The organism is Nocardia sp. NPDC004415 (assembly GCF_053602435.1).
Genome location: NZ_JBSGDP010000011.1, coordinates 1 through 13,828, shown reverse-complemented (window position 1 = coordinate 13,828; position 13,828 = coordinate 1). Strand labels below are relative to the sequence as shown.

The following is a 13,828-nucleotide window of genomic DNA, read 5'->3' as shown; positions in this document are numbered from 1 at the left end:
GTGGGACAGCTCAGAGTCCCACGGCCGCCGCGGTCTCGGGATACCAGCGGGTGCACTCCGCGCGCAGCGGCACCGCGGTCTGCAACTGGCACAGCACCGCGACCCCGCCGAGGAACGAACGCAGGATCGGTGTGTGGTCCGGTGGCATGGTCAGCTGGCGCAGCACGTTCGACAGCCGCAGATCGGTGGCCAGGCGGACCTGTTTGCGCAGCCAGTCGGCGGAGAGCGGGTAGGTGGGGGCCAGCAGGGCATCGCGGACCGGTTGCAGGCGGGCGGCCACGGTCTCGATGTCGAGTTCGCGGCCGGGGGCGACGAAACCGTGTCGGCGGATGGCGGCCTCGAGATCGGCGGGGGAGTCGGCGATGACGGCGGCGCCCACGTCACCGGCGACGTCGAGGAAGGCGGCGGGCCACGGCATGCACGCGCCGAAGTCGACCACGCCGAGCCTGCCGTCGGGCATGCGCAGGAAATTGCCCGGATGCGGATCGCCGTAGACGTGGGCGGCGCGGGCGGGGGCGGAGAACAGGAAACGCAGGATCAGCACGCCGAGGCGGTCGAGTTCGGCGGCCTCCCCGCGCAGGATCAGCCGCGACAGCGGCACACCGTCGAGCCACTCGGTGACCAGCACGTCGCCGCGCTGGGCGATCACCCGGCTCAGCACCACGTCCGGGTCGTCGGCGAAGGCGGCGGCGAACGCGCGCTGGTTGGCGGCCTCGCGGGCGTAGTCGAGTTCGGCGCGGATCTCCTCGCACAGCGCCTCGATCACCGGGCGGGTGTCGGCGCCGGGCAGCAGCGCGGTGAACAGCGGGGTTGCCCGGCGCAGGGCCTGCAGGTCGGCCAGCACCGCGCGGCGCGCGCCCGGGTACATCACCTTCACCGCGACCGGGGTGCCGTCGTGCCAGCGCGCCCGGTGCACCTGGCCCACCGAGGCCGCCGCCGAGGCGCGGTCCTCGAATTCCAGGAACAGCGACCGCCAGTCGGGACCGAGGTGGGTGGCCAGTTCGGTGTGCACGGCGCCGGGCAGCATGGCCGGGGCCGAATCGTGCAGGCGGGCCAGGGCCAGGCGGTACGGTTCGGCCAGATCGGGGCCGAGCCCGAGTTCGAGCAGCCCGAGCAGCTGACCGAGTTTGGCCACGCAGCCTTTGAGCTCGCCGAGCACCTGGAACAGGTGCTCGGCGGTGCGGGTTCGGATGTCGCGGTCGACGTCGGCGGGCGGCCTGCCTGCCACCTTCTTGCCGAACCCCGCGATCCGGCGGCCCGCGTAGGCGACCGGGACCGCCGCCAGCCGGGCGCTGCGCGCGACCTGGCCGGTGGGTGGATTGCCGGTGCGTCGCGGGGGTGCCGGCCGGACGAACGGCATCACCCGGCCCTCGGGATCGCGGCCGATCATCTCCACCTCACTGTCGCGCCGACGCCGGCCACCGGTGTGGTGGCTGCCCACCCGTCGGCGTCGTGCCCAGAGCAGGCTACCAACCGGGTGGGCGGCCTGTCGTGGCCCGGCGGCGCGGAATCAGCCCAGGGCGCCGATTCCGTGCAGCGTGCGGTGGATCTCGGCGGTCCAGTCCTGCTGACCCGCCCGCGCGTGCTCCACCAGGAACATGCCGATGCCGTCGCGGTCCTCCCGGAACCAGCCGCCCTCGATATCGGCCTCCAGCACCACGTGCACCCCGTGCTCGGCGGCCACGAAGGTGACCTCGAGCTGGTTCACCCGGGGGAAGTGCGGGGAGCGGCCGAACTCGATCTCCTGGTAGAACGGCAGCCGCTGCGGCAGGCCACGGATGCCGCCCGCTTCCACGTCGGTGCGCAGCAGCGGAAAACCCATGCGCCGCACAGCGTCCAGGACGACGTGCTGGGCGGGCAGGGCGCCGATCCCGATCGGATCGGTATCGGTGCTGTCGACGGCACCGTGGATGTCGACCGCGGTCCGCAGCGCCACCGCGGCACCGGGCAGATGCCTGCCGTCGAAGAAGGTGATCGGGGTTTCCAGCGGAACCGGTGCGGCGAAACGGAATTCGGTGACCTGCCCGGCCCCCAGGGTGAACGCGCCCGCGACGGGGGTGCGGCCGAACCCGTGGTCGGTGACGTGTTCCTCACCGTCGCCGTACTCACGTTCCACCCGGGTGCTGAACTCGACCGACACCTGCGCGATGGACTGGTCGAGCCGGCCGCCGCGCAGCCGGATCACCCCTTCGACCCGACCCCCGGGTTGCACACCGGGAGTGAACAATTCGGTATCGACCTCGGCACCACCGACACCGGCCGCGGCCAGCAATTGCTTGAACATGTCCGGCAGTCTGGCCGATGACGCTTAAGGTTCGCTTGTCAGCCCGCGGCGGTATCGGGGATGCGGGTGGCGTCGAGCTGACGATCGGTCGGGGCGACGCCCTTCTTGAGGCTGTGCGCGTATACGTCGACGTACTCCTGGCCGGTCAGGCGCATCAGCTCGTACATCACCTCGTCGGTGACGGCGCGCTCGACGAAGCGGTTGCCGCTCATCCCCTCGTAGCGCGAGAAATCCAGCGGCGCACCGAACTTCAGGGTGACGCGCTTGCGGCGCCACTTGAACGGTCCGGGCGGGCTCACCTCGTCGGTGCCGATGACGGCCACCGGGATGACCGGGACACCGGTCTCCAGGGCCAGGCGCGCCATGCCGGTCTTGCCCTTGTAGAGGCGGCCGTCGGGGGAGCGGGTGCCCTCCGGGTACAGGCCGACCAGGCGGCCTTCGTCGAGCAGCTTGCGGGCCGCGTTGAGCGCGTCCTCGGCGGCCGAGGCGCCGCTGCGGTCGATCGGGAACTGGCCGGTGCCGCTGAAGAAGAACTTCTGCAGGCGGCCCTTCACACCGGGGGTGTTGAAGTACTCCGCCTTGGCGAGGTAGTTGATCCGGCGCGGGCTCAGCAGCGGCGCGAACAGCCAGTCGGCGAAGGAGAGGTGGTTGCCCGCCATGATCGCCGGACCGTCGGCCGGAATGTTCTCGACGCCCTCCACCACGGGCCGGTTGTAGAGGTGCATGAACGGTCCCGGGAAGATGAATTTGAGCAGCCAGTAGAACATGGCGTCCTTTCCTCGGGGACCGGATATGGGTGTGCAGCCTCGTCGGGAATCGACTTTACCGCTGGTCGAAGGTCACAACCAACCCAGGACGGTAGCCGTCACACATGGATGTGACCCTCATCTCCCGCCGGTTCCCGCCACCGGCGCGCCGAGGGTGGCCCTGGCCAATTCGGCGGCGCCGATCATGCCCGCGGCCTCGCCGAGCTGGGTGGTGCGCAGCCGGGCCAGCGGCCGGTGCCCGGCGCCGGTGACCGAGCTCGCGTAGTGCTCGCGGGCCTCGTCGAGGAACAGCGGCGCCGAACTGCTCACGCCACCGGCGATGACCACCAGGTCCGGATCGAAGATGTCGCTGACGAAGGCGAGGCCCAGGCCGAGCCAGCGCGCGAAATCGGCCATCACCCGGGTCGCCAGCGGGTCGCCGTCCTGGGCGGCACCGGCCACCCGGCGGCCGGTGAGCGAGCCGGGGTCGCGCGCGACGTCGCGGGCCAGCACCGAACGCACCGGGTCGGTGGCCAGCAGTTCGATGGCGGTGTCGGCCAGGGCGGTTCCGCTGCAGTAGCGCTCCCAGCAGCCGCGTTTGCCGCACGGGCAGGCCCGGCCCTCGGGCACGACCTGCAGGTGACCCAGCTCGGGGGCGACACCGTGGCTGCCGCGGTAGAGCTGCCCGTCGATGAGCAGGGCAGCGCCGATGCCGGTGCCGATCGCGACGAGCACCACCGTGTGCCCGCCCGCCGCGGCGCCGAAGCGGTACTCGGCCCAGCCCGCGGCGTTCGCGTCGTGCTCGAGCAGCACCGGCAGGCCCAGGCGCGCGGTGAGCCGCTGGGCGACCGGCGCGTCCTGCCAGGGCAGGTGCGGGGCGAAGCGGACCGTGGAGCGGTCCTCGGAGATGAACCCGGCCACGGCCAGCCCGACCGCGGCGACCGGATGCCTGCGGGCCAGCTCGCGCACCGCGCGGTCGATGGCGTCCTCGAGGGCGCGCGCGGCGTGCGGGGTGGGCGCCTGCACGGTGTCGAGCACCTCGCCCTCGGCGTCGACCACCGAGGCGCGGATGTTGGTGCCGCCCACGTCGATTCCGACGGTGAGCAGGTGTTGGGGGTCGATCCGCCCGGTCATCCCCGGATCGTCACCGGGATGTCGACGTATCGCGCGCGGGAGTCGCGGGTGGGCTTGCGGCGGTCGCCGGTGCCGCGCGGGGTCCCGGGGTCGGCGGTCGGCGCGGCGGCCGGGATCGGGCCGGAGTCGGGGGAGATCGGCGTGCGGGTCGGCGCGCCCTGCCCACGCGTTGCGGGGTACTCGTCGACGCGGCGTGGGCGCGGGGTCTGGGGGTCCTTGCGGGCGCCCCAGCGGGGCCGGGATCGCTCGGTCTGCGCGGCGCCGGCGCGGTCATCGTGCTCCGCCGAGGCGGCTGCCTCGGCGCGCGCGCTCGGTCCGGATGCGGTGGTGGCGTGTGCGCTCGGTCCGGACGCGGCGGTGGTGGCGTGTGCGCTCGGTCCGGATGCACTCGTGGCGTGTGCGCTCGGTCCGGATGCGGTGGTGGGGGCGGGCGAGCCCGGCCCGGCCGCGGTGGTGGCGTGTGCGCGCGGTGCCGTGGGGCGTGAGGCGGGGGCGGCGGGGTCGTTTCCGGCGGGAGGGCTGCCCGGATGCGGGTGGCCCGCGGCGTGCTCCATCCATTCCGGGGGGAGCAGCGGGTCGACGGGGACGCCGGCGAGGGCCTCGCGCAGGACGGTCACCATGGCGGTGCCGTGGTCGGCCAGGGCGGCGACGACGTCGTGGTGGTCGCCGCGGACCAGGGCCGCGGCCGCGCAGACCGGGCACCAGGCACAGCCACCCAGGTCGGCCTGGCCGTCGGCGGCGGTGCGGCGCAGCACCGGCTCGACCCGGGCCAGCAGGACCTCGGCGAGCAGCCGCAGCTCCTCGGTGAACTCCGCGAAACCGTCCGGGTGGTGGCCGCGGCGATCGGATTGCCTGTCACTGGTCATCTGCGGTCGCCTTCGTGTAGTTCGGATCGGCGGGCCACACCCGCGGATCGGGCCGGAAGCGGACCACCAGATGACCGTCGTCGAGCTCGGCGCCCGCCACCGTGCAGCGCTGCAGCACCGGTGCCAGGCGTACTCGGGTGCGCACCCCGTCGGCTCCCACGATCAGATCGTCCTCCACTCGGCCCAGCCGCAAGGTGCCGGGATCGACCACCGGCAGCCGCATCCGCATCGCGTACACGGAGTCGACCCCGGAGCCTGACTCCCATCGAACCATCGGTTCGCCCGAATCCGCGCTTCGAGCGTGCGGGCCGGGCAGCGTGTCGACCTCGTAGGAGAACGCCGAGAGCGCGTGGGTGCCTACGGGTTCGGTGCCCGCGTGCGGGGCGATCAGGATGGGCACGTCGGTGAGCTGCTCGTGCAGCCGCGCCACCACCTCGAGCTGTTCGGCGCGGCGATTGAGATACCAGTGCACCGCCGGATGGGCGTGTTCGCCGGGTGGGGGCACCGCGGGCAGCACCTTGTTGACCACCACCGCGTCCAGGCGCAGGCCCAGCAGCGCGGCCGCCGAGCGCACCCGGCGCGACTCGGCGACGGCGACCTGCTCGGGGCCGGTGACCAGCCGGGCGGTGGTGCGTTTGCGGTCGGCGAGCAGATCGCGGACCTGGGTGACCGCCTTGACGATCCGTTCCACCGTCGCCGCCAGCACCGCCTTGCGCAGGTCGGGGCCGATGGCGCTCATGGTGCGCGCGTGCCTGGGCCAGATCCGTTCCAGATAGTTGAGCAGGGTGTCGGGGGCGGTGACGATGCGCAGCATGTCGGCCGAGGGCGGACAGTCCACGACGACGACGTCCCAGTCGTCCTCCTCGGTGAACTGGGCGATCTCGACCAGCATGAGCAGTTCCTGCACGCCCGGCAGCCCGGTGAGCTCGGCCGGGTCCAGCGCGGCCAGGTCGATGCCGTGATCGTGCTGTCCGCCCTGCTCGAGCATTCGCACCACCTCGCGGAAGCGGTCCTCGAGCAGTGCGAGGGAATCGATCTCGATGACCTCGAGGCCCGGCGCCACCCTGGCCACGCCCGCCACCGTGCCCGGGTCGTGCGGGAACCGGAAACCGAGCGCGTCACCGAGCGAATGGGCCTGGTCCAGCGAGGCGATCAGCACCCGCTGCCCGGCGCGCGCGTAACTCATCCCGCTCGCGCAGGCCAGGGTCGTCTTGCCGACGCCGCCCTTGCCGACGAACAGTTCGACGCGGGTACCGCCCGGGGCGCTCAGCCCTCGACTCGCTTCTTCAGTTCCTTCAGGGCCGTGTCGGTGATGACCTTCTCGGCTTTGCGTTTGAACATGCCGATCATCGGGATGTTCAGGTCGACGGTGAGTTCGTAGACGACCTCGGTGCCGCCGTCGGGCCGCTCGCGCAGTTCGTAGCTGCCGTCCTGGGCCTTCTGCAGGTCACCCTCGAGCAGCCGCCAGCTCACCGCGCGGCCGTCCGGGCGCCAGGTGTAGCTGAGCACGTAGGTGTCCTTGACGACGCCCGCGTCCAGCACGAACCGGGCGGTCACCGCCCGGCCCGCGGCATCCCGGTCGAGCACCTCCACCGACTGTGCGGCGGCCACCCACTCCGGGTAGGACTCCAGATCGGCGATGACGGCCATCACCTGCTGGGACGGTGCTTCGATGACGATCGAGCGCTGGGTCCGGTCGGCCATGACAGAACGCAGTTCCTTTCGTGCGATTCAGGACGCCGTGGCGTGCGCGGGCGCGACACCCGCTGGACGGCCTGCCTCGAGCCGGGCCTTCAGTTCGAACGACATGTCCTTGCCCGCGACCCGGCGGGCCCGGTTGGCGGCGGCCAGCGCCCGCGGGGCCAGCGGCTCGGCGGGCTCGGCGTGCAGGAAGTAGTGCAGGATCGCGCCCTCGGGGACGGCTTCCAGCCACACCTCCATGGTGCCGGTCAGCGGGCCGGCCACCGTCCAGCGGATGCCTTTGTCGCCCCGGTCCTCGCGCACGTCGAGGCGCAGGTCGGGCCACCAGCGGCGCCAGTTGTTCGCGGCGGCGAGCACGGCGGCGATGTCGGCGGGCGGCGCGGCGAGGAAGGTCTGATCTGCGACCTGGATACTGCTCACCTCGCTGAGCGTAGTGGACGCCACACCGGCGCAGGCCGGGGTGTCACCGCAGCAGCTCCCGCAGGCGGGCGCCCTGACGGTCCCAGTGCCAGTTGCGCTGCACCCAGTCGCGGCCCGCGGCACCCATCGCGGCGGCCCGGTCACGGTCGGTGAGCAGCTCGACCAGCGCGTCGGCGATCCGCTGCACCGAACGGCCCGGCACGACCGTTCCGGTCTCGCCTTCGCGCACGGTTTCCGGGGCGCCGCCGGAATCGCCCGCCACCACCGGGACGCCGGTCGCCGAGGCCTCCAGGAAGACGATGCCCAGACCCTCCACGTCCAGCCCGGCGCCGCGGGTGCGGCACGGCATGGCGAACACGTCGGCGATGGTGTGGTGGGCGGCCAGCTCGCCGGAGGGCACCCGGCCGGTGAACACGACGCTGTCGCCGACGCCGAGGGCCTCGGCCAGGCCCCGCAGCCGCTCCTCGTACGGGCCGCCGCCCGCGATCACCAGCACCGCGCCGTCGACGCGCTTGCGGATCTCGGTCATCGCCACGATCAGCATGTCCTGGCCCTTGCGCGGGACCAGCCGCGACAGGCACAGCACGGTCGGGCGCTCGCCCAGGCCGTAGCGGGCGCGCAGCTCGGCGCGCGCGGCCGGGTCGGGGCGGAACTCGGCGGGATCGACGCCGGGCGGCAGGTATTCGAGGGCGGCGCGCGGGCCGAACGCCGAGGCGAAGCGGCCGCGGGTGTACTTGCTGACGTAGGTCACCACGTCGGTGTTCTCGCCGATCGAGCGCAGGACCTGACGCGCGCCCGGCAGCATCGACCAGCCGACCTCGTGCCCGTGGGTGCTGGCCAGGATGCGCTCGGCGCCCGCGCGGCGCAGCATCGGCGACATCACCGCCAGCGGGGCGGCGGCGCCGAACCAGACGGTGTCGCACTCGTGCTCGCGCAGCAGCGCGCTCGCCCGCCGCACGACCGCCGGGGTGGGCAGCATGAGCGTCGTCGGGTGGCGCACCACCCGGAACTTCTGGGCGGCGTCGAACTTCTCGTGGCTGTCGCCGCGCCAGCGCGGGGCGTAGACCACCAGGTCCTCGGGGGGCAGCTGGTTCGTCAGCGCCTGCAGATACGACTGGATTCCGCCCGGCCTAGGCGGGAAATCGTTGGTAACCAGCAGCGTTCGGGCCATAAGTGAACAACCTAGTGGGTGAGTGTCACGGTGTGACTCGCGCAGGGGTCAGACGGCGCGGGCGCGTAACCACGCGCGCCAGCCGTCGAGCAGCTCGGCGCGCGAGATGCCGAGCACGGCGGTGAAGGCGGCGTCCTGCGCGGCGGCGGATTGCGGGCCACCGGCCAGGCGCTGGTACAGGGTGGTGAGGCGGTCGGCACCGAAGCGGTCGGCGAGGAAGGCGCAGGTGCTCCAGGCGGCTTCGTAGGCGTAGGCGGCGTCGGTGCCGGTGAACGCGGCGTCGGCGAGCAGGTCGGTGGGCAGGGTGTTCGCGCGCAGCCGGGTGGTCAGGGTGGGCGCGATCTGGGAGAAGGTCGCGCCTCGGTCGCGCTGGGCGACGTACTCGGCGTAGCCCTCCAGCAGCCACTGCGGGGCCCCGTCGCCGGTGGCGGCCCTGGTCGCGACGTGGGTGAGTTCGTGGCGCAGCAGTGTCGCCAGGCCCTCGTCGCCGACGCGGCGGCGCGCGTCCGGGTTGAACACGATGCGCTGATCGGTGGGCCTGCTGCCCGGCGGGTAGGAGCCGGTCAGCGAGACCGCGGCCACGTCGGCGGCCGCGGGGGTGCCCGCCGATCGGGTCAGCGCGGTGAACTCGGCCGGGGTGCCCGCCACCACGATGACCGGCGCGCGGTTCCAGTCGGTGCCCCACACGCTGCTCACGGCGTCGATCGCCGGGGCGAGGTCCTGTTCGAGGGTGGCCAGGTCGGCGCGGTGCCCGTCGTGGGCGACCAGCAGCGCGTCGGGGGAGCCCTCGACGGCGACGCGGCGCACCAGGATCGGGCCGAAGGGCTGCAGATCGCGGCGGACCGGGGTCAGCCGGGGGTCGTCGATGCCCTCGGTGGTGTCGAGAACCTCGGCCTCGTCGGTGGCCAGCTGTAGCGGACCGGCGTTGCGGGGCACCAGCACCAGGGCCACGCAGGCACCGGTCAGCAGGGTGATCGAGGCGAGGGTCAGGCAGAACTCGAGGCGGCCGTTGGCCGAGAACCAGGAGCGCAGGCCGGACGGGCGGCGGGACGGTTCGGTCACCGGCGGCTCAGTATCGCCGGGCCGAGTGGTACGGGGTGGTGTCGATCGGGGCCACGGCGACCGGCACACCGAAGGTGGAGGCGTGCACCATCATTCCGTTGCCCGCGTAGATCCCGACGTGGGAGATGTCGGAATAGAACAGCACCACGTCGCCGGGCTGCAGGTCGTCGCGGTCCACCGGGGTGCCGAAGTTCGCCTGCTGGGAACTGGTGCGCGGCACGTCCTTGCCGACCTGCTTGAAGGCCCACTGCACCAGGCCGGAGCAGTCGAACTGGTCGGGTCCGGTGGCGCCCCAGACATAGGGATCGCCGATGCGGGTGAGCGCGGCGGCCAGCGCGCTGGTGCCGCTGCCGGGGACCAGGCCCGCCAGCAGCGAGTCGCGATCGAAACCGGGCGGGAACGGCGAACCGGCCAGGGTGGACTTGTCGCGGGTGGACAGCGCGCCCCACGCCTGCACGACCTCGGTGGTGGCGGTGCTCAGGTCGTGGAGTTTGCGGTCGACATCGGTGCGCACGGCCTCGGCGGCCTGGGTGGCGGTGTGGGCGGCGTCGGCGGCGGTGCGGGCGACGGTCTCCGCGCCGGTCGCGGCGTCGGCGGCCTTCTTGAATTCGCGCACCTGGTCGGCGGTCTGCTGGGCGATCACGTCCAGCGTCGACATCTTGTCCAGCAGCTGCTGGGGTGAATTGCTCGACAGCACCGCGAACATGCGGTCGGTGCGCGCGCCGGTGTAGGTGGCGATCGCGGTGCGATCGATCATCGGCTGGAACTTGCGCACCTCGGCCCTGGCGGCGTCGGCGACGGCGGTGGCCGCGGCGAGCTGGGAGTCGGCGGCCTGCTGGACGGCGAGCTTGGCGTCCAGATCGGTCTGGGCGTTGAGCGCGGCCTGGTTGAGCTGCTCGGCCTGACGCGACAACTCCACCATGCGGGCGATCGCGTCGGTGGCGGTGGCGGGCAGCGCCACCGGGTCGGCCAGCGAGGGGCCCGCGGTGTAGGCGGCGCACACCACGATCGCGCCGGAAAGTACTGCGGCGAAACCACGCGCCAGGCGTGAATCGCGGTGGTGTGCCGTCACAGTGCCCCGTGCCCCGTTCTGTCGATGTGTCTCGCTGCCGCGTTTTACCCGAGCTCGATCGCCGCGTCTGCCACGAAGGTCTCGATCAGGTTACGGAACCGCGTATACCCGTGTCCAGTAGGGCCACGGAGGGGTCACGGTGCGCCCTTCCCCGCGAACAGCGCACCGTGTCCGGTCGATCAGAAGCGGCGCGCGCCCGCGAACGGCATCGACGAGATCGGCGCGAGCTGCACCGGGGTGCCCGAGGTGGAGGCGTGCACGACATTGCCGTCACCCGCGTACAGGCCCGAGTGGCCGCCGCCGTAGAACGAGACCAGGTCGCCGGGCTGCAGGTCGTCGAAGGAGACCGGGATGCCCGCGCCGAGCTGCGCGTCGCTGGTGCGCGGCACGTCGACACCGGCCTGCGCGTAGGACCACTGGACCAGACCCGAGCAGTCGAAGGCGTTCGGGCCCGCGGCGCCGTAGACGTAGGGGGAGCCGATCTTGCTCATCGCCGCGTCGAGGGCGATGTCGGCGGCGGTGGCGCGCGGCGCGGTGAAGGTCTGCGGCGCGGCCGGGATCTCGATGCCGGGGACACCCTGCGGCAGCGGGATCTCGTTGGGCACCTCGAAGGTGCCGATGCCGGGCACGGTCACGGGCGTCGCCGACGCGGGAGCGGCCGGCAGGAGGAACGCGCCGATGGTGGCAGCGCCGACGGCTCCGGCGGCAACGGCTCGCTGCGCCTGACGCTTGACGGTGTTGGTCGCCATGATGCGGGTACTTCCAATCTGCCCCACGACGCCGGGTCCGTATGACTCGGCGGGCTTCATCGCGCTGCGGTCGTTTCCGATGCGGCGGACTCCGTGAGGTCTCGAAAAGGTTACGAAGACGTCACGGTGGTTTGTAAAGTCGGACAACCGTCCGCATCGGGTTTCCGCCGATATGGCCGCCGAATGCCTGCGAGCTGCGTCACACCGATCACGAAAAGATAACGCCGGAGGATTTCTCGCGAGTTTCCCGGCCGCAACCCGGCGCGTCGGCGGCGCTCGTAGGCGGGCGATCGCGGGGTGGTGCGGGTGGAAGTACCAGGTCGCCGGTGATCGATGACGGGCATGACACCTGATTGGCGGTGTGTCAACAGGCTGGGTGCGCCGCGCCGTGCAGCATGCCCGGAGTGGTAACCCCGCTTACCCGATCGATTCGGCTCCGGTGATGTGATCATCGGCAAACTGTGAGCCCGGTCGCATTCGATGATGTGCGCGGTCATTTTGTTCGCATCGGAACGAAACCCTCACCGCGAAATGCCGCCGCCCCGCCTTTCGTCGCCCGCATACTGCCTGGTCGCCGGAGGCGGGGTGGGCGTATCAGCGCTGGCGGCGAAAACGTTGCGGCGGTTAGGGTACGACCGGAAGATCGCAGTTCGAAGGGGGAAAACGGTGGCCGAGGACCAGGTACTCGCCGACATGCTCACCATGCTCGACCGCAGCCCGGGGGTGCTCGCGCTGCGCGTGTGCGTCATCGAGCTGCTCATCGAGCGGCAGCGCTACGCGGACGGCTTGGCGCACTGCGGGATCGCGCTGGCCGCCGAGCCCGGGAACACGCAGGTCCTGGCCCTGATGACCCGCTGCACCGCGGCCCTGTCGGGCACGCCCGCGACGCCGGTGGTGTCGGTGCCGCCCACCCCGCAGGCGCCGGCGAGCGGATTCGACTGGGCCGCCGCCGAGGACCAGGTCGGCGACATCATCGCCCCCGCCTTCGTCGACGGCACCCCCACCGAGTTCGTCACCGACGAGGACGCGGCCACCGTCGAACGCCCCACCCTGCGCCTGGCCGACGTGGGCGGCATGGACGAGGTGAAGCGTCAGCTCGACCTCACCCTGTTCGGCCCGCTGCGCAATCCCGAACTGGCCGCCGCCTTCGGCACCTCGGCCCGCGGCGGCCTGCTGCTCTACGGCCCGCCCGGCTGCGGCAAGACCTTCCTCGCCTCGGCGGTGGCGGGTGAACTGGGCGCCAACTTCTACCCGATCGAGATCACCGACATCCTCGACATCTATACCGGCGCCAGTGAACGCAATGTGCACAGCATCTTCGAGATGGCCCGCCGCAACGCCCCGTGCGTGCTGTTCCTCGACGAGATCGACGCCCTCGGCCACAAGCGCAGCCAGATGCAGGCGTCCTCGACGATGCGCACCGTGGTCAATCAGCTGCTCACCGAACTGGATTCGGCCACCCGCGACAACGAGGGCATCTTCGTCCTTGGCGCCACCAACCACCCGTGGGACGTCGACGTGGCCCTGCGCAGGCCCGGCCGGTTCGACCGGATGATCTTCGTCGGCCTGCCCGACACCGCCGCGCGCCAGGCGATCCTGCACTACCACCTGCGCGACCGCCCGGTGGCGGGCATCGACCTGTCGGCACTGGCCGCCCGCACCGACGGCCTGTCCGGCGCGGACCTCGCCCACGTGTGCACCGCCGCCACCCAGCTGGCCATGGCCGACTCCGTGCGGACCGGTCAGGTGCGCCCGATCGGCATGACCGACCTGGCCACGACCCTGGCCCAGGTGCGCCCTAGCACCGGCGCCTGGTTCGAATCCGCCCGGAATGTGGTGGAGTTCGCCAACGGGGACGGCAGCTATGACGACCTCGCCCGGTATCTGCAGAGCCGGAAGCGGCGCTGAACCCCGCCGGTGCGGCGCCGGGGGAGGACCAGCTCGCCCGCGCCGCGGTCCTGATCGATCTGGGTCGCTACGATGCCGCCGCGGACGCGCTGGCTCCGCTGCTGGCCACCGACCCCGACAACAGCGACGCCCACGCGTACCTGGCCTACGCGCGGGTGCGCGCCGGGGAGGACACGGCGGCGGCCGGGTCGGCGCGCACGGCACTGCGCCTGCGGCCGGACAATGTGTTCGCCTGGAAACTGCTCGTGCTGGCGGAACTGGAACTGTGGCGCGCGGACGAGCCCGCCCGCACCGCCCACCTCGACGCGGCCCGCGACGCCGCCGAACGCTGTGTCGAACTGGAACCGTGGTCGCCGGAATGTCATCGCCTGCACGCCCTGGTGCTGGCGCCGCGCGACGACGTCGCCGCGCTCGCCGCGATCGACACCGCGCTCGAACTCGACCCCGACGACCCCGGGCTGCTGCATGTGGTCCGGGGCCGGGTGCTGTGGCAGGAGGCGGGGGCGCTGTCGCCGTGGGGTCTGGCGGCCCGCGACTCGTTCGTCGAAGCCCTGCGCCTGGACCCGGCGCATGTCGAGGCGCTGTACCTGCTCGCCTGCCACGACATGGCGAGCGAGCGCTGGGAATCCGCCGAACAGCGCGTACGTCGCGCCGCGGAACTGCAACCGGCACTGGGGCCGGTGGCGCGCGACCTGCTCGGGCGGATCCCGCCGCC

The 13,828-nt window shown here is 72.3% G+C and carries 14 protein-coding genes; 2 read left to right on the top strand and 12 right to left on the bottom strand.

All coding sequences use genetic code 11. The features are described 5' to 3' along the window. Positions 1 to 10: 10 nt before the first annotated feature. The 12 genes from ACWEMY_RS07695 to ACWEMY_RS07640 form a co-directional block, all read right to left on the bottom strand. The gene (locus ACWEMY_RS07695; protein WP_452389322.1) at positions 11 to 1,390 is read right to left on the bottom strand and encodes an AarF/UbiB family protein; all 1,380 of its coding nucleotides are present in this window, start codon (positions 1,388 to 1,390) and stop codon (positions 11 to 13) included. Between the two features lie 120 nt (positions 1,391 to 1,510). Further along, positions 1,511 to 2,284 (bottom strand): sporulation protein, encoded by a 774-nt coding sequence (locus ACWEMY_RS07690; RefSeq protein WP_452389321.1) that lies wholly within the window; start codon positions 2,282 to 2,284, stop codon positions 1,511 to 1,513. A 38-nt stretch (positions 2,285 to 2,322) separates the two neighbouring features. Further along, a complete protein-coding gene (locus ACWEMY_RS07685) occupies positions 2,323 to 3,051 on the bottom strand; it encodes a lysophospholipid acyltransferase family protein (protein WP_452389320.1) in 729 nt (242 codons plus the stop codon). A gap of 117 nt (positions 3,052 to 3,168) precedes the next feature. Beyond that, entirely contained in the window at positions 3,169 to 4,164 is a 996-nt protein-coding gene (locus tag ACWEMY_RS07680; RefSeq protein WP_452389319.1) for an ROK family protein, read from the bottom strand. Next, positions 4,161 to 5,030 carry a hypothetical protein gene (locus tag ACWEMY_RS07675; RefSeq protein ID WP_452389318.1) on the bottom strand — a complete coding sequence of 290 codons (870 nt, stop codon included), beginning with the start codon at positions 5,028 to 5,030 and terminating at the stop codon, positions 4,161 to 4,163. Before ACWEMY_RS07675 ends, ACWEMY_RS07680 begins: the two co-directional genes overlap by 4 nt. Then, positions 5,020 to 6,270 carry an ArsA family ATPase gene (locus ACWEMY_RS07670; RefSeq protein ID WP_452389412.1) on the bottom strand — a complete coding sequence of 417 codons (1,251 nt, stop codon included), beginning with the start codon at positions 6,268 to 6,270 and terminating at the stop codon, positions 5,020 to 5,022. The genes ACWEMY_RS07675 and ACWEMY_RS07670 overlap by 11 nt, the downstream gene beginning before the upstream one ends. A 26-nt stretch (positions 6,271 to 6,296) precedes the next feature. Further along, a complete protein-coding gene (locus ACWEMY_RS07665; RefSeq protein WP_375937638.1) occupies positions 6,297 to 6,734 on the bottom strand; it encodes an SRPBCC family protein in 438 nt (145 codons plus the stop codon). A 27-nt stretch (positions 6,735 to 6,761) separates the two neighbouring features. After that, complete coding sequence (locus tag ACWEMY_RS07660) at positions 6,762 to 7,151, bottom strand: polyketide cyclase / dehydrase and lipid transport (protein WP_452389317.1); 390 nt, start codon at positions 7,149 to 7,151, stop codon at positions 6,762 to 6,764. A 43-nt stretch (positions 7,152 to 7,194) separates the two neighbouring features. Continuing rightward, complete coding sequence (locus ACWEMY_RS07655; protein WP_375937645.1) at positions 7,195 to 8,322, bottom strand: glycosyltransferase family 4 protein; 1,128 nt, start codon at positions 8,320 to 8,322, stop codon at positions 7,195 to 7,197. A gap of 48 nt (positions 8,323 to 8,370) precedes the next feature. After that, on the bottom strand, positions 8,371 to 9,384 hold the full coding sequence (locus ACWEMY_RS07650) for a peptidase MA family metallohydrolase (protein WP_452389316.1): 1,014 nt from the start codon (positions 9,382 to 9,384) through the stop codon (positions 8,371 to 8,373). Positions 9,385 to 9,391: 7 nt separating this feature from the next. Then, positions 9,392 to 10,456: an NlpC/P60 family protein gene (locus ACWEMY_RS07645; RefSeq protein WP_375937651.1), complete on the bottom strand. Its 1,065-nt coding sequence runs from the start codon at positions 10,454 to 10,456 to the stop codon at positions 9,392 to 9,394. 179 nt (positions 10,457 to 10,635) lie between these two features. Further along, positions 10,636 to 11,205, bottom strand: coding sequence for a C40 family peptidase (locus ACWEMY_RS07640; RefSeq protein WP_452389315.1), 570 nt, complete (start codon positions 11,203 to 11,205; stop codon positions 10,636 to 10,638). 666 nt (positions 11,206 to 11,871) lie between these two features. Here ACWEMY_RS07640 and ACWEMY_RS07635 point away from each other — a divergent pair. Both ACWEMY_RS07635 and ACWEMY_RS07630 read left to right on the top strand, forming a co-directional pair. Further along, positions 11,872 to 13,113 (top strand): ATP-binding protein, encoded by a 1,242-nt coding sequence (locus tag ACWEMY_RS07635; RefSeq protein ID WP_452389314.1) that lies wholly within the window; start codon positions 11,872 to 11,874, stop codon positions 13,111 to 13,113. Then, positions 13,110 to 13,828: tetratricopeptide repeat protein (locus tag ACWEMY_RS07630; protein WP_452389411.1), on the top strand; the 719-nt coding region annotated here is incomplete at its 3' end. The genes ACWEMY_RS07635 and ACWEMY_RS07630, both read left to right, overlap by 4 nt.